The organism is Dyella sp. 01N448, from assembly GCF_056399225.1.
Genome location: NZ_JBFTQX010000004.1, coordinates 1 through 16,270 on the forward strand (window position 1 = coordinate 1; position 16,270 = coordinate 16,270).

The 16,270-nt window shown below is 63.5% G+C and carries 12 protein-coding genes and 1 rRNA gene; 8 read left to right on the forward strand and 5 right to left on the reverse strand.

Annotated elements, in window-relative coordinates; genetic code table 11:
- The 3 genes from rrf to AC1DKY_RS08465 form a co-directional block, all read left to right on the forward strand.
- Window positions 1-98 (forward strand): 5S ribosomal RNA (gene rrf, locus AC1DKY_RS08455); the annotation flags it as partial.
- Window positions 99-296: 198 nt separating this feature from the next.
- Window positions 297-980 carry a rhomboid family intramembrane serine protease gene (locus AC1DKY_RS08460; protein ID WP_441602698.1) on the forward strand — a complete coding sequence of 228 codons (684 nt, stop codon included), beginning with the start codon at window positions 297-299 and terminating at the stop codon, window positions 978-980.
- A 9-nt stretch (window positions 981-989) separates the two neighbouring features.
- On the forward strand, window positions 990-1,313 hold the full coding sequence (locus tag AC1DKY_RS08465) for a DUF1820 family protein (RefSeq protein ID WP_046970761.1): 324 nt from the start codon (window positions 990-992) through the stop codon (window positions 1,311-1,313).
- A gap of 8 nt (window positions 1,314-1,321) precedes the next feature.
- On the opposite strand, the gene AC1DKY_RS08470 is transcribed toward AC1DKY_RS08465, so the two are convergent.
- From AC1DKY_RS08470 to tfpB, 3 genes are all read right to left on the reverse strand, one after another.
- The gene (locus AC1DKY_RS08470; RefSeq protein WP_441602699.1) at window positions 1,322-2,443 is read right to left on the reverse strand and encodes a hypothetical protein; all 1,122 of its coding nucleotides are present in this window, start codon (window positions 2,441-2,443) and stop codon (window positions 1,322-1,324) included.
- Window positions 2,444-2,522: 79 nt separating this feature from the next.
- Window positions 2,523-3,245: a glutamine amidotransferase gene (locus AC1DKY_RS08475; protein ID WP_441602700.1), complete on the reverse strand. Its 723-nt coding sequence runs from the start codon at window positions 3,243-3,245 to the stop codon at window positions 2,523-2,525.
- Window positions 3,246-3,283: 38 nt separating this feature from the next.
- Complete coding sequence (gene tfpB / locus AC1DKY_RS08480) at window positions 3,284-5,095, reverse strand: type IV pilus assembly ATPase TfpB (protein ID WP_441602701.1); 1,812 nt, start codon at window positions 5,093-5,095, stop codon at window positions 3,284-3,286.
- A gap of 95 nt (window positions 5,096-5,190) precedes the next feature.
- Here tfpB and glyQ point away from each other — a divergent pair, with 95 nt between their 5' ends.
- Window positions 5,191-6,102 carry a glycine--tRNA ligase subunit alpha gene (glyQ, locus tag AC1DKY_RS08485; protein ID WP_121883603.1) on the forward strand — a complete coding sequence of 304 codons (912 nt, stop codon included), beginning with the start codon at window positions 5,191-5,193 and terminating at the stop codon, window positions 6,100-6,102.
- Window positions 6,099-8,249: a glycine--tRNA ligase subunit beta gene (glyS, locus tag AC1DKY_RS08490; RefSeq protein WP_477179898.1), complete on the forward strand. Its 2,151-nt coding sequence runs from the start codon at window positions 6,099-6,101 to the stop codon at window positions 8,247-8,249. The genes glyQ and glyS overlap by 4 nt, the downstream gene beginning before the upstream one ends.
- Before the next feature lie 75 nt (window positions 8,250-8,324).
- On the opposite strand, the gene AC1DKY_RS08495 is transcribed toward glyS, so the two are convergent.
- Window positions 8,325-8,894 (reverse strand): helix-turn-helix domain-containing protein, encoded by a 570-nt coding sequence (locus AC1DKY_RS08495; RefSeq protein ID WP_441602703.1) that lies wholly within the window; start codon window positions 8,892-8,894, stop codon window positions 8,325-8,327.
- 325 nt (window positions 8,895-9,219) lie between these two features.
- Here AC1DKY_RS08495 and AC1DKY_RS08500 point away from each other — a divergent pair, with 325 nt between their 5' ends.
- The 3 genes from AC1DKY_RS08500 (at window position 9,220) to AC1DKY_RS08510 (ending at window position 13,904) form a co-directional block, all read left to right on the forward strand.
- Complete coding sequence (locus AC1DKY_RS08500) at window positions 9,220-12,129, forward strand: TonB-dependent receptor plug domain-containing protein (RefSeq protein ID WP_441602704.1); 2,910 nt, start codon at window positions 9,220-9,222, stop codon at window positions 12,127-12,129.
- Window positions 12,130-12,259: 130 nt separating this feature from the next.
- A complete protein-coding gene (locus AC1DKY_RS08505; RefSeq protein ID WP_441602705.1) occupies window positions 12,260-12,502 on the forward strand; it encodes a hypothetical protein in 243 nt (80 codons plus the stop codon).
- A gap of 541 nt (window positions 12,503-13,043) precedes the next feature.
- Window positions 13,044-13,904: a DUF1481 domain-containing protein gene (locus AC1DKY_RS08510; protein ID WP_441602706.1), complete on the forward strand. Its 861-nt coding sequence runs from the start codon at window positions 13,044-13,046 to the stop codon at window positions 13,902-13,904.
- A 249-nt stretch (window positions 13,905-14,153) separates the two neighbouring features.
- Here AC1DKY_RS08510 and AC1DKY_RS08515 read toward each other — a convergent pair whose 3' ends face one another.
- Window positions 14,154-16,178, reverse strand: coding sequence for an autotransporter outer membrane beta-barrel domain-containing protein (locus AC1DKY_RS08515; RefSeq protein ID WP_441602707.1), 2,025 nt, complete (start codon window positions 16,176-16,178; stop codon window positions 14,154-14,156).
- Between the last annotated feature and the right edge of the window lie 92 nt (window positions 16,179-16,270).

A 16,270-nucleotide genomic window follows, 5' to 3' on the forward strand; every position in this document is an offset into this window, starting at 1 on the left:
GCTGTGGCCCCACCCGATCCCATCCCGAACTCGGAAGTGAAACGCAGCTGCGCCGATGGTAGTGTGAATTCTCATGCAAGAGTAGGTCACCGCCAGGGGCTTTATCCCTCAAACGCCTTCCCATCCGGGAAGGCGTTTGTCTTTGTGCGCTTTGAAAATTTTGCTGCATCGATACACGGCCAACTGCCACGGGCATCGTCTGAAAGCGCCGAAGTCGTCCGATGCGCGCTGTGCAGCAAAAACTTATCGCCTATGATGCAAAGCTCACCTGAGCTGCAAGCCGCGGAGCGTTTCCAGTGTTTGTCCATGTCGAAACCCGCCGTCGTCGGCATGTCCAATGGGCCACCGTGCTCGTGGTGGTCGTGTGCGTGATCAGTTTCGTCGGCCTGGCCTTGATGCCTGGGCCGCAGCGCATGTCGATGTGGCTCGAATGGGGTACCGTGCCGGCGAACATCTTCGATCCGAAGGCGCCGCTGCTGCCGCAATTGCACGATCCATCGCTGCTACGCCTGTTCACCGCGCTCTTCATCCATCTCGCCTGGCTGCATCTGCTGGGCAATCTATTGTTCCTGGTGATCTTTGGTTTGCCGGCGGAACGCGCACTGGGCTCGCTGCGCTTCCTGCTGCTGTTTGTGCTCGGTGGCATGGTGGCGAACCTAGTCGGTGCGCTTTCGTTGACTGGCGTGCGTTCGCCGATCATCGGCTGCAGCGGCGCCGTGTCGGCGGTGCTGGGAACCTACATAGCGCTGTTTCCCCGCGCGAGACTAGGACTGGTGTTGCCCCTGGGTCTCTACCTGGAATTCGTGCGCGTCCCGGCCTTTCTCCTGATCGGCATCTGGGTGCTGTTGCAGTTGCTCTTCAGCTACGCCGGGCCCAGTTATGGTGCGGTAGTGTGGTGGACGCATATCGCCGGCTTCCTGTTTGGCGTGGTGTTTGCCTTGTTTTCGCGAGAAGGCATCGCGCGGCGTCTACGCGGATAACATAGGCTCATGCGCAACAAGAAACTCTACAAAGTCACCTTCCTGCATCTGGGCAAGTGCTACGAGCTCTATGCCCGCCACGTGGCATCAAGCAGCCTGTGGGGTTTCACCGAAGTCGGCGAACTGGTGTTCGAGCCCGTGGGCGAAGGCCTGCTGGTGGATCCCACCGAAGAGAAGCTGCGCGACGAGTTCAAGGACACGCGCGTATTGCACCTGCCGATGCAATCGGTGGTGCGGGTCGAGGAAGTGGAGAGCAAGGGCGCGCTGGTGATCCGTGATGCCAGCGACGGCCAGAAGATCACGCCGTTTCCGATGCCGCCGCGCGGGCGCTGAATCGCTGGCTAGACGTGGCGGATTACCGCGATCAGGATCTCCACGGCAATCAACACGATGATGGCCAGCTCCATCAGCTCGCCCCGCTTGCTCGATGCCTCTTCATATAACGCCGCGTAGCTGTCGCGGATGATGGCCAGCTTGCGATCGACGGCTTTGCTGACATGCGGTACGCGAAACAACTCGAGTGCCGCCGCATAAACGCGCGCGAGATAAACGTCCTCGGTGACTTGCAGTGCGTTGTCGACTTTCTCGGTGATCTCGGTGACTTCCGCCACGAGCGTGTATAGATGCCGCGCCAGATCGGCGTAGCGTCGCGCTGCAAAAGGGTTGGCGACGTTGTGCGTCGCTTCCACCAGGTCGTACATGCGTGGCAGTTCGGCATCGAGCAATTCGTCGTAGTAGCGCAACTCCAATAGCTGGGCGTTCGCCACTTCGAGAATATCGACCACGTCCGACTCACCGCGCGGTTCGTAGATGAAGGCGCGGTCCCAGGTGACGACGGCCAGATCGTCGGTGTAATACGAAAAGCGCTGCCGCAGCAGTTCCTGGCGAGCAGACTCGGAGAGCGGTCGTGATTCACCGGCAAGCAAGGGCACAAGGTCCAGCTCGTCGTGAAGCGTTGCTGTACTCACGACTCCTTCGAGCGCATGTACCAGGCCCAGTAGATAGTCCTCGTGCAGGACGGCCACACTCGGCCGCAACAGCGCGGGCCCCACGATGTCCGTGATCTGCGCCAGCAGACGCGTCCACGCGTCTGAATCGGAGGCCAGACCAAACGCGGCATCGACTGCATTCACTCGCGCGCTGAAGTCCACCCATGAGAGATCGTCGGCAGGCACGCTGATGGATAAGGCGGCGACTCCGAACTCGTAGAGCCTCGCGAGCGCGGTGGCTTGCAAGGCGCGGCCACCGACATCAACCTCGATGGGACCCAGGGTCAACTCGACGGGTGGTACGCCGAACGTCAGCGCCTTCGTCGGCGCGGTCACCAACCGACTGCGGGCGGCGGCAGTACGCGCCCGTTGCGCCCAAAGTGATTCGGCGGCGGTCAGATCGATGGTGTCGGCAATGTCGACCAGCCGCATCGCAATGACCGATGCGCGGTGTACATGCGGTTGTCGACCCATGGTGTTCGTCCATGTGACGGCGCTCTGTGGAAGCTTCGCGCCGATGGCCCGATTCTAGACCGTGAGCGTGACAGTCATGTCAGCCGGCGGCCAGCCCATGGTGACGCGAGAACTGCCGGAACAGGCGGCGCGCCAGCGGAGTCGGGGCAACCTGCTTAAACGTGTGGTGCGGATCGAAGCCTTCGCGCTTCATGTCGTGGTGCTTGCGGTCAATGTAGGCGCGCATCACATCCGCATTGAATTCAGGATGGAACTGCGCGCTCATCGCGTTCTTGCCGTAGCGGACGAGATGATTCGGGTCGCGCGAGGAACTGGCCAGTACGGTCGTGTTCTTAGGCAGCTCGAGTACGCTTTGTTCATGCGTGGCATGGGCGCGAAATGCAGACGGGAAGCTGCTTGCCAGCGGATCGTTTTTGGCGGCATCGAGCATGTTCAGCGTCACGGTGCCGATCTCGCGACCGCCGGGCAGGTAGTCGACGCGCCCACCCAGGGCATGCGACATCAGCTGATGGCCGTAGCACACGCCGAACATCGGCAGCTCCAGATCCATGGCATCCCTGATCCAGCCCGCCGTGCGTTCGCTCCATGCGGCACGCTCAGTGACCATCGCGGCGGAACCGGTGATCAGTGCACCGGCCACTTCGCTGGGTGGTGGAAGTTGTTCGCCAGCTTCCACGTCGACCACGCGGATGCGCTCCGGCAACAGCTGTGCACCAAGGCGGAACCAGTGGGGAAAGTCACCGTGACGCGCGCGAATGGGAGCAGGGGCGCGACCGGTGCGGATGATCAGGACAGGCTTCATGCGATACGACGAATACGTTGGGTGAGCGAGCAGCGTCGTCAGACGACGCCATGTTCGATGGGCGGAATCACGGTCAGCACTTCCTTGACGGTGGTGACGCCGCGCGCCACCTGGGCCGCCGCGGAAATGCGCAAGGGACGCATGCCTTCGGCGAGCGCGGCGTGGCCGAAATGACCCAGATCCAGCTGCGATGAAATCAATCCGCGCAGGCGCGAGGACAGCGGCAGCATCTCGTAGATGCCGGTGCGTCCCATGAAGCCTGTATTGCGGCACTCCAGGCAACCGACCGGTTTGTAGACCTTCTCGGGCAGCGGCACGTCCCAGCCGTGCGTGAGCGCCGTCCACTCGTGCGGCTCCTGCTCGGTGGCCTGCTTGCAGTGGGCACACAGCGTGCGCACCAGACGCTGCGCCACCACGCCGGTCAGGGTGGATTGGATCAGGTAATGCGGTACGCCCAGATCAAGCAGACGCGTGATCGCGCTGGGCGCATCGTTGGTATGCAGGGTCGACAGCACGAGGTGACCGGTGAGCGAGGCCTGCACGGCCATCTGCGCCGTTTCCAGGTCGCGGATTTCGCCAACCATGATGATGTCCGGGTCCTGTCGCAGCAGCGTGCGCACGCCAGTGGCAAAGTCCAGGTCGATGGCCGCCTGCACCTGCATCTGGTTGAACTCGGGGCTCACCATTTCGATCGGGTCTTCGACCGTGCAGACGTTCAACTCCGGCGTCGCCAGATGTTTGAGCGTCGAGTAAAGCGTGGTGGTCTTGCCCGAACCGGTAGGACCGGTCACCAGCACGATGCCGTGCGGGCGTTCCACCATCGTTCGCCAGGCCTCGCCCTCTTCGGGCGAAAAGCCCAGCTGCGAGAAATCCTTGGCCACGATGTCCGGATCGAAGATACGCATCACCACCTTTTCGCCGAACGCTGTCGGCATGGTGGAGATACGCAGTTCCACTTCACGTCCTGAAGCAGAGCGTGTCTTGATGCGACCGTCCTGCGGGCGGCGCTTTTCGGCCACATCCATGCGCGAGAGGATCTTGATTCGCGCGGTGACCGCGGTCATCACCGGCGGCGGCAGCTCGAATACCTTGTGCATCACGCCGTCGATGCGAAAACGCATCAGGCCGGCTTCGCGGCGCGGCTCCAAATGGATATCCGAGGCGCGCTGTTCGAACGCGTATTGCAGCAGCCAATCCACGATGTGCACGACGTGGCGATCATCCGCGCCGACTTCGCCGCCCTTGCCCAGCTCCAGCAGCTGTTCGAAGTTGAGGATGGCGGAGGAGTCGTAGCCGGTGGTCTTGGCGTCCTGCGCCAGCTGGATCGAGCGTTGTACGCCGTAGAACTCCAGCAGGTAGCGGTTGATGTCGATCGGGTTGGACACCACGCGCTTCACGTCTCGCCGCAGCATCTGCGAGAGGTCGGCCGCCCATGCATTGTCGAATGGCTCGCAGGTGGCGAAGGTCGCTTCGCCCGGCGCTACCGCCACCGGCAGGATGCGATGGCGTTCGGCGTAGGCGCGGCTGACCACCTGGGTCACCGCGGCCACGTTGATCTTCATCGGATCGATTTTCAGGTACGGCAGCTGGGCGTGGCCGGCGAGCCATTCGGTCAGCGCCTCCAGGCTCAGCGGTCGGCCCGGATCGCGCTGGTTGGGCAGCTTGGCGTTGGCCACCAGCACCAGCGGATGCAATTCCACGGTGGCGCGGCCGCTGCGCGAGCCCATGCGCACCTGCTTGGCGTCTTCGGCGAGCAGATAGCCGTCGACCACCAGCGTGGCGAGCATTTCATCCAGCGCCAGCCGACTGCGGCGGCCGAGCAGGGACACTGTTTGCGGCGAAGCGGCCATGCGGCGATCTCTCCGATAGGCTTTCTGCGCTGGATTCCAGCGGAGAAAGCGGTCCCGGCTATACTAACCCGCTTTATTGAAGCCCACGGAAAGCCATGTCCGCGCGCACCTTCCAAGATGTGATCCAGACCCTTAACCGCTATTGGGCGGCGCAGGGTTGTGTCCTGCTGCAGCCCCTCGACACCGAGGTCGGCGCCGGCACGTTCCACCCGGCCACTTTTTTGCGTTCGCTCGGTCCCGAGCCCTGGGCGGCGGCGTACGTGCAGCCGTCCCGCCGTCCTACTGACGGCCGCTACGGCGAAAACCCGAACCGCCTGCAGCATTACTACCAGTACCAGGTGGTGATGAAGCCAAACCCGGACAACATCCTGGACCTGTACATCGGTTCGCTGAAGGAGCTGGGCCTGGATCCGCTGGTGCACGACCTGCGCTTCGTCGAAGACAACTGGGAATCGCCGACGCTCGGCGCCTGGGGTCTGGGCTGGGAAGTCTGGCTCAATGGCATGGAGGTGACCCAGTTCACCTACTTCCAGCAGGCCGGCGGCCTGGAGTGCCGTCCCGTGACCGGTGAGATCACCTACGGTCTCGAGCGCCTGGCCATGTACCTGCAGAACGTGGACAACGTCTACGACCTGATCTGGACCGACGGCCCGCGCGGCACCGTCACCTATGGCGACGTGTTCCACCAGAACGAAGTGGAGCAGAGCACCTACAACTTCGAGCACGCCAACGTGCCCGAATTGCTGCGCTGGTTCGACGTGTGCGAAGGCGAAGCCAACAAGCTGATCGCCGCCAACCTGCCGTTGCCTGCCTACGAGCAGGTGATGAAGGCCAGCCACACCTTTAACCTGCTCGACGCGCGCCGCGCCATCAGCGTCACCGAACGCCAGCGCTACATCCTGCGCGTGCGCACGCTGGCCCGAGCGGTGGCTGAAACCTATGTCGCACAACGCGAAAAGCTCGGGTTTCCCGGCCTGAAGAAGAACGTGAAGGAGCAGGCTGCATGAGCGCCGCCACCAAGCCGCTGTTGATCGAACTGGGCACCGAAGAACTGCCGCCCAAGGCGCTGGATGACTTGTCCGCTGCGTTCCTGCGCGGCATCTGCGACGGACTGGCCAAGCGCGGCGTGGACGCCGGCCTGGACGAAGCGAGGCTGTATGCTTCGCCGCGCCGTTTGGCCGTCTATATCCCGGCCGTGGCGGTCAACCAGCCCGAACAAAATGTTGAACGTCGCGGCCCGGCCGTCAACGCGGCGCTCGATGCCGATGGCCAGCCGAGCAAGGCCTTGCTCGGCTTTGCGCAGTCTTGCGGAGTGACCGTCGAACAGCTGGAAAAGCTCGAGACCGACAAGGGTTCGTGGTTCGTGTTCCGCGCGGTCAAGCCGGGCCAGCCGGTGGYGGCTTTGTTGCCTGAAATCGTCGACGAGGCGCTCAAGGGTTTGCCGATTCCCAAGCCGATGCGCTGGGGCGATCACGACTACACGTTCGTGCGTCCGGTGCACTGGCTGGTGATGTTGCACGGCGCGGACATCGTCGACGGCAGCGTGCTGGGCCTGACCAGCGGCCGCAAGTCGCGTGGTCACCGTTTCATGCATGGGCAGCCGGTGCACGTGTCCGACGCCGATATCTGGCTGGACTCGATGCGCGCGGCCAAGGTGCTGGCCGATCCGGCCGAGCGTCGCCAGAAAGTGCGCGATGAAGTCGCCCGTGCAGCCAAGGAAACCGGTGGCGTGCCGCAGCTCGACGAGGCTCTGCTCAGCGAAATCGCCAATCTCACCGAATGGCCGGTGGCGATTGCGTGCACCTTTGATCGCGAATTTCTTGCGGTGCCGCCCGAAGCGCTGGTCACCACCATGGAGACCAACCAGAAGTTTGTGCCGGTGTTCGACGCCAGCGGCAAGCTCACCGAGCATTTCATCGGTGTCGCCAACATCGAGAGCAAGCAGCCGTCGGAAATCCGCAAGGGCTACGAGCGCGTGATCCGTCCGCGCTTCGCCGACGCCAAGTTCTTCTGGGATGAAGACCTCAAGACGCCGCTGGCCGGCTATCAGGATCAGCTCAAGCAGGTCACCTACCAGCAGGCGCTGGGCAGCCTGTGGGACAAGAGCGTGCGCGTGGCCGAGCTGGCCCGCATCATCGCCGCCCGCGTGGACGTGGATGCCGGCGCCGCGACGCGTGCCGCCTCACTCAGCAAGTGCGACTTGCTCACCCGCATGGTCGGCGAATTCCCCGAGTTGCAGGGCGTGATGGGTCGTTACTACGCGGCGCACCACGGTGAAGCGGCCGACGTGGCCGAGGCGCTGGACAGCTATTACCAGCCGCGCTTCGCCGGGGACGCCATCGCGGCCGGCAAGGTGGGCCAGGTGCTCGCCGTGGCCGATCGCTTCGATACGCTGGCAGGCATTTTCGCCGTGGGCATGAAGCCCAGCGGCAACAAGGATCCGTTCGCCCTGCGTCGTGCAGCGCTCGGTCTTGCGCGTACGCTGGTCGAAGGTGGTCTGGAGCTGGATCTGCGCGGCAGTTTTGTCGAAGCGCTCGAATTGTTGCCGGAAGCAGCGCTCGCCGCTGGCCTCAAGCCGGGCAAGGATGGCAAGGCGCCTACGCTCGACGCCGGCAAGCGCCGTGCCGCGCTGGCTGACGAACTGGTCGAATTCGTGCTCGATCGCCTGCGCGGTTATTACGCCGAGCAGGGCTTTACGAGCGAGCAATTCGAGGCCGTGGCGGCCGTCTCGCCGTCCAGCCTGGTGGATTTCGACCGACGTCTGCGCGCGGTCGGCGAATTCGGTCGCCGTCCGGAGGCCTTGAGCCTGGCCGCGGCGAACAAGCGCGTGGCCAACATCCTGCGCAAGCAGGCCGAGGAAGCAGGCGCTGCACCGGTGGGCACCACGGTCGACCCCGCCCATTTCGAGGCGGAGGCCGAACGCTCGCTGCATGCCGCGCTCGACGCCGCCCGCGCCGACACGCATGCGCCGCTGGAAGCCGGCGACTACGCCGCGGTGCTCACGCGCCTAGCGCAGTTGCAGGCACCGGTGGATGCGTTCTTCGACAGCGTGCTGGTGAACGCGGAAAACCCGGCGGTGCGCGCCAATCGCCTGGCCTTGCTGGGTCAGCTGAAGGCGCAATTCGGCGCCATCGCGGACATTGCCCGCCTCTAGCAACCGGCCATCGCAGCAAAGAAAAACGGCAGCCTCCGGGCTGCCGTTTTTTTATGCCGTCTGCAATCGATGCACTTACGCAGCGACCTGACGGCCGCGCTTCACGCGCTCGTGCAGGCGCTGGTTGAACGAGACCATCGCGGTGGCGTCCACGTCGGTGCCGCCCGGGCCGAGGATTTCATAGAGGTCGGCCAGCATGTCGGCGTTGTCGGCCAGGGTCAGGCGGCTCTCGGCCAGGTCCAGCTCCGACTGCAGGATGCGCAGCGCCGTGTTGAGGCGGTTCGGATCCATGGCCAGGCCGCTGGCATGCAGCGTGTCCGCTGCGGTGCGCAGTTTGGAGCGATGGCGGTTGGCCATCGTTTCCGTATTCGTCTGGTCTTCGCCGGAGGCCATCGCGTCCGTGGTCTGGATGGTCCCTTCGCCGGCCACCAGCCACACCAGGGAAATACCCAGGGTCTTGGCCAGGGTCACGCAGCGTGCGCGCGACGGATCGGTATTGCCATCGCGCCAGCTACGCACGACACCTTCAGAAAAACCGCACATCCGAGCGATCTCGGTGACGCTGCCCACGCGCTGGATCAGCACTTTGATGCGATCGGCAAAGGTGGACGAAGACTCGTTTGTCGAAATTTTTTGCATGTTCATCGCATTTTCCTGGCGGATGGCGACTTGTAAGGGGAGCGTGGCCCGAAATTTAGAAACGTCAGCGTGAAGCAAGCGTTACGAAATCGTTGACACTCGTAAGAAATTTCTCATATGGTCGTAAGTTCTTGGTAGTCGCAGCCCCTGGGGAGCAACTTCTACCGAGACCAAGAACGCAACGGTTGCGAATTGGTAATCAAGAATGCGCCGGGTTGTTCAGCTGGCAGACAGCAAGTTTTGAGGGTGCAACGCCTTTGAAGCCTGCCACTTGCGAGCAAGTCGGCATTTTGGCGTCGGTTGGGGCCGGCGTCTTTACTGGGGAGTAAATATGCAGTTCCGCAAGAAAGTTGACAATAAACTTACGGTGGCCGTCCGCCTGGCTCTTGCCGTAGGTACCTTCGCAGCCATGGCTCCGGCCCTGGCGCAGAACACCAGCGGCCCCGCAGCCAGCGAGAGCGAGGTCAAGAAGCTCGAAACCGTCACCGTCACCGGTACGCGCATTCCGCGCGTCGACGTGGAAACCGCCCAGCCGGTGGTCACGATCGACCGCAAGCAGATCCAGAACCAGGGTTTCACCTCGGTTGCCGACATTCTGCAGAACCTGACCGAAGTCGGTTCGCCGCCGATCAGCCGCGCCAACGCGCTGTCGTCGGGCGAAGACGTGGGTGGCTATTACGTCGACCTGCGCAACCTCGGTGCCAATCGCACGCTGATCCTGATCAACGGAAAGCGCCTGGGCGCCAACACCTCGGGCCTGCAGGATCTGGGTCAGATCCCGGTGTCGGTGATCGACCGCATCGAAGTGCTGAAGGATGGCGGTTCGTCCATCTACGGTTCGGACGCGATTGCCGGCGTGGTCAACGTGATCACGCGCAGCAACTTCACCGGCGCCGAGGCCAATGCCTACGTCGGCCAGTACGACCAGAATGACGGCAAGGGCCAGAGCTACGACTTCACGCTCGGTACCGCCAACGAGCGCGGCTCGATCATGGCCAGCGCGCAGTACCAGAAGGACGATCCGGTCTGGGCAAAGGACCGCGAGTTCAGCGCCTATCCGGCGGGTCCCTTCCACCAGTTCCCGAACGCCAAGGACGGTGTCAACGGCTGGAGCGGCATCACCCAGAACGGTTCGTTCAGCGGCCCCTGCGGCCCGGGCGGCGCCAAGGCCACCTGTACGCTCACGCCGGGTACCGACCCGCGCAATATCGCCAACTACCAGCCGCTGACCACCTCGCGCTACGCCAACTCCAACCAGGAGATGTCGCTGGCCACCGGTCAGGAGCGCACCTCGCTGTTCGTGGCGGGCAAGTACAACCTGCTCGACAACGTCACGTTCAAGACCGACTTCCTCTACAACAAGCGCGAGACCCTGCAGCAGATCGCCGGTTATCCGTACCAGTCGGCCGCCTTCACCAGGCCGATGGCGGCCACCAGCTACTTCAACCCGCTTGGCACCACGCTCAACTTCGCCCGTCGCGGCTGGGAAGTGCCCCGTACGACCAACAGCGAACTGGAAACCTATCGCTGGACGGCTGGCTTCGAGGGCTACTTCGAGCTGGGCGGCCGCAACTGGAACTGGGACGTTGCCGCGATGACCAATCGCAACAACATGCTCAAGACCGGTCACGGCGACTTCAACCTGATCAATGCGGAGGCCGCCGTCGGTCCGTCCTTCATGGGCACGGATGGCAAAGTGCATTGCGGTACCGCCGCCAAGCCGACCGCCGGCTGCGTGGCGTGGAACCCGCTGCTGCCGTATGGCCAGGCTGGCGCCGGCTCGCTGGCGGATCCGGAACTGCAGGCCTTCCTGTTCCCGGAATTCCACGACACCGGCAAGACCACCACGACGGATTACACCGCCAACATCGCCGGTACCTTTGTGGGCCTGCCGGCTGGTGACATCGGTGTCGCCGCCGGCCTTGAGCACCGCCAGGAAGACGGCCGCTTCGTGCCGGACGCGTTCAACCAGGCGGGCCTGAGCTCGGGTCTGGCGGCCACCACGACCGAAGGCAAGTACTCGGTCAACGAGGCTTACCTGGAATTCGACGTGCCGCTGCTGCGTGACGTGGTGATGGCGCGCGAATTGTCGATCGACGTGGCCAGCCGCTACTCCGACTACGACAACTTCGGCACCACCACCAACAGCAAGGCCAGCGTCAAGTGGAAGCCGATCGACGACCTGCTCGTCCGCGGCAGCTGGGCGCAGGGCTTCCGCGCGCCGACCATTTCCGACCTGTACGGCGGTATCGGCAGCAGCTTCGAGTCGTACACCGACCCGTGCGATACCAAGAGCGGTTCGGCCAAGGGCAACCCGGCCGTGGCCGCGCGTTGTACCGGTGGCTTCGGCGGCCAACCGGCCGTGGCAGCGAACTATGTGCAGCTGGGCCAGGCACTCAATCCGTGCAGCACGTATCCGTGCCAGACCAACTACCAGTTCACCACCGGCTCCAACTCGAAGCTGACTCCTGAAACGGCGACCACCCGCACGTTCGGCGTGATCTACAGCCCGCACTACGTCGAAGGCCTCGACGTGTCGCTGGACTGGTACAAGATCGACATCAAGAACGTGATCAGCCAGGACGAAGTGCAGAACATCCTGGACGACTGCTACGTGGCAGGCATCAGCTCGCGTTGCTCGGGCTTCACGCGTGATCCGGCCAACGGCGTCATCACCAACATGTTCTACGGCCTGACCAACAAGGGCTGGCAGAAGACGGCGGGTTACGACTTCGGCGTGAACTACCGCTTCACCATCGACGCGATCGGCCAGTTCGCCACGCACTGGAACACCACCTATGTCGACTACCTGAACATCAAGGCCGACGACAATCCGGACACCACCGTGCAGCCGGAAACCGGCTACGGCGGCAACTTCCGCACGCGTTCCAACCTGTCGCTGGACTTCACGCGTGGCCTGTTCGGCATGACCTGGACGATGCGTTACTACTCCGGCATGACCGAGCGCTGCTCGTACGTCAATCCGGTCGAGTGCAACGACATCGACCACGTCGATCCGTTCAACGGCGCGCAGGCCCAGCGTCACACCGGCTCCACCACCTTCAACGACGTCCAGTTCCGCTGGACCATGCCGTGGAAGGGCACCATCTCGGTCGGTGCGAACAACGTGTTCGACAAGCAGGGCCCCATCATGTACTCGAAGCCGAACAGCGCCTTCGTGTACTACGGTGGCTTTGACATCGGCCGCTTCTATTACCTGAAGTACAGCCAGCGCTTCTGATCTTGATTGAAACCGTGCCGCATCCTGAAAAGGGGCGGCACGGTGTCTTGGGATGCATTTATTCAGGACCACATAACAAAAAACGCAGGACTGTCAGCGCCAATCATTTTTCAATGCCATGGAGGTTATTGTGAAAATCAGGAAAGCGGATTTGATTGCGAAATGGATGTTGTTGCTGGCAGTGGCCTGTATTGGATTACTGCGCGTTAATACAGCTTACGCAGCGGCGCGTGCGAACGAGCCGCCCACGATTATCTGCAATAGCTGCAATTTGGAAGAGCCTTACGCGGGTGGCGCGTCGAATGACGTGCGGACGACGCTGGGCGTGTTGACCTGGGCGGCATCGGTCGGCAACGTCAGATACTTCCCTTAGGGTGGCCCTGGCGCGGCAATTTGCAGGGAATCCGCAGTCGTCGCCAATAGCAGGTGCATCGTGTATTGGTTTAGCGGAGCCACCGGTCTATGGACCGGGTCCGACGATAACTTTCTCACTGACTCGTTCTGCATGTCGCATTTCAACGACGTGAATTGGCCGTATGACAGATGCGTGTTTGATCCGCAGGGTACGGGCGCGCCGCCGCCCGAATCTCAGCCGATCAGGGGGCCGATTTGCATCGTGGGTGGTATCCCGGCCTGCTGATTTCTAATGTGCTCAGGCGTTGACATTGAAGCGCTCTTGGAGCGCTTTTTTTTGCCGCACGGATGCGTGCACCAGCTCGAAACCGGTAAGCGGGCGTAAAGTGCTTTGCAGGGCTGGTTGAAGCCTTTGGTGGGACATACGCAAGCGCATGGAGCCAACTTTTACAAGCCCTTACGTTTGGGCTATCCTCAAGGGCTCCCCCGTGTAGAGTCGAGGCGTGTTGGGCGCCTGTTGGTTCTCGCGCTAAGCCCTGACTATCGATAGAGGTTTTCACATGCGCCGTCTTGTTTGGTCGCTGATGTCGGTCGCTGCTCTGGCTCTTGCCGGTTGTGGCAATTCTTCCCAGTCGTCCGAGGGCGGCGCGCAGGGCGGCGACGCCGCTCAGACGCCGGCTCAGGCCAACCAGATCACCGGCCAGGTGGCCCTGCGTGATGCGGCCACCACCGTGTCGCCTGCCGCGAAGCTCGAGCTGACCCTGATCGACGTGTCCACGCCGGACGCCACCCCGCTGGCCACCAAGACGATCGAGTCGGCCAATACGCTGCCGATCTCGTTCCAGCTGCCGTTCAACCCGGCTGACGTGAACCCGGCCGGCCTGTACGTGCTGAAGGCGACGCTGGTCGATGGCGAGCGTCACTACAACCCGCCGCTGCAGACCCAGGTGCTGACCAAGGGCATGCCGACCCAGGTGAACATCCAGCTCGTGGGCGAGCAGACCCAGGGTGAAAAGGAACTGGCTGCCTTCACCTCCGTGCAGAAGCAGATCGGCGGCATGAAGATCAGCAACGGCACCAAGCTCGAAGACAAGGTCTCGCGCGGCTGGCAGGTGTTCCGTGAAGCGGGCGAAGTGAAGTTCATCCGCGAAGAAGTCGACTACGGCGACAAGGGCTTCACCAGCACCGACTACGCCTACAAGGACGGCAAGCCGTGGGTGGTCGTGCAGCAGAAGAAGTCCAGCAAGGATTCCAAGCCCAGCTCGACCGAGCGCGCGGCATGGGGCCAGGACGGCACGCTGGTGCTCAAGACCAACGACCAGGGCAGCAAGAGCTCGCCGCTGTCCGACGACGAAGCGGCCAGCCTGCAGAAGCAGAGCCAGTCGATCCTGAATCTGGCGACGGGCGGCAAGGGCAAGTAAGTCCCTCGCTGGTTTCGCCGAAAAGAGCCGCCCGCAAGGGCGGTTTTTTTTGGCCGTATGGATGGCCAAATCGGTTTGGATGTGGATGGCGGGGCGAGTTCGACAGCGCGCGGCACCACCGCAAAGCTTTGGTAGGAAGCCTTTCGGACGCGCATAGGTCCGCTCTTGGCACCGCCGCTGCGCGCCCGATCCCCAACAAAAAAGCCGCCCACTTTCGCAGGCGGCTTCTTGGCAGAACCAACGCAACCCTTAGAAGGCGTACTTCATGCCCAGGTTGACGCTGTTGTACTTCTGGCTGTTGTCGCCGAAGCGGCCGCTGTAGCCGACCCAGCCGCTCAGCGCCTGGCTGAACTGGGCGCTCAGGCCGATGTCGCCGGTGCCCCAGGTCTTGTCCGGCGTGAAGCCGACCAGTTCAAACGAGCCGGGCATGCCGTTGAGGCCGGCGGTGACCAGGCGCGGATCAGCCTTGCTGTCGTAGTTGTAGGCCACCTCGGCGTACGGCGACAGCATGGTGTTGCCGGCCTGCCAGTGACCTTCCAGGCGCCAGCCCAGGGTGGAGATCTGCGAGTCGCGCTGCTGGCTGCCGAACCACATGGCGGTGCTGTCGCTGCCGCTCTCGTTGTAGCTGTCGACCTTGACGGTCTGCCACTCGAAGTTGGCGAACGGACCGGTGCGCAGCGTGCCCACGTCGAACCAGTAGCCGCCGTTGATGCCGCCGCCGACATGGTTGCCGTCGGCCTTGGCCGTTTCGCTGCGGAGCATGTTGCCGAGCTGGATCTTGCGCTCGATGTCCGAGAAGTTGTCCTGGCCGAAGTCCACGTAGCCGCCGACGTAGGCGCCTTCCTGGTGCCACATCATGTAACCCAGGCCCGACACGTCCTGCAGCTTGTAGCCGCCGCCGCCGGCGTAGTCGGCGTTGTGCTGGCCGATGTTCAAGGCGATGCCGCCGGACCAGTTGTCGTTGAAGCGCACGTCGACGCCGGTGGTCAGGTTGACGTTGTCGCTGGAGGTGCGCGGCGAACCGCTGCTGGCATCGAAGCGCTGATCGCCGTAGTCCACATTGGCGAACACGCGGGTGTCGCTGCCCTGGCCGTCGGCCAGCATCTGGTTGCGGATCGCGCGGTTCTGGGCCTGGATCGAGGCCAGCGGCGCTTCCGCCAGCAGCGAGGCGTAGCCCGGCGCGCTGAGGATGGAGATCACGTACTGGCCCAGCATCACGTCAGCCGCGGTGGTGGGGTGCACGCCGTCGGCGAACAGATAGGTCTGGTTGGCGCCGGCCGCATAGGTGTAGGGCAGGCCCGAACCGGCCGGGCCGCAGGCGACCGAGCTGGAGCCCACGCCGCAGGCTTCGTTGGTGACATTGGTGAAGCCGTAGGCGCCCGGGTTGGCGATGACTTCGTTGAGCAGGCTGTAGGCGTCGACCGGGACGATGCCCTTGCCCATCTGGGCGAGGCCGGCGCTGAGCGTGCCGTTGAAGATCAGGCTGAGGCCGGTCAGCGACGAGGCGGCGCTGGCGCCCTGCTCGAGCGCAGACGGCGTCAGGCCGATGTTGGGCAGATTGAACACCAGGATGTTCTTGGCCCCGGCCTGCTGCATCTGGCCGATCAGCTTCACTTCCTGTTGCGCGGCGGCAGCCACGGAGGCCTGCGCCTGAGCGGCCGTCTGGAAGCCCGACACGCCCGCGGCGGCGAGCACCTGCTGGGTTACGGCGGCGGTCACTGCCTGGGTGATCTGCGGGGTCAGCGCGGCGATCTGTGCCGCCGGCACGCCGGCGGCCTGCAGCTGGGCAATCTGCAGCTGCACGTTCTGCTGGATCAGCTGCTGCGCGGTGGCGCCGGCACCTGCGGCGGTGGCCGCATAGAAGATGTCGTTGGCGCCGCCCCAGACCGAGTACAACGCCTTGCTGTCAAACTTGCCGGCAGCGAGGTAGGCATTGATCTGGGTGGTGATGGTCGGCACCGCCGACGGCGTGCCCGGCGAATTGGTCAGTACGCCAGCGCCGCCCCAGGCGTAATCGCTGCCGCCCGCCAGCGAGGCGGTGAGGCTGTAGCCGTAATGGCCGGCCACGTTCTGCACCGTCACCGCACCCGGGTTGGTGGTGAATTCCAGCGGCGGCTGGATGGCCGGATTGGTGGCCAGCGAGATATTGCCGGCGTCGCTCAGGCTGTCGCCGAACACCACCACGCTATCGAACTGGGATTTGGCGGCGAACGCCGGAGAACTGATCAGCAACGCGGCGGCAATGGCGCCTGCAATCGTGCGAGTACGGGGCATGTCGGTAACACTCCTTGAACCGGGCGGCTTTGTTATGACTGCGTTACGGTAATGCATGCCCATACGTAAGCGCATGCTGCGCCGCACCGAGA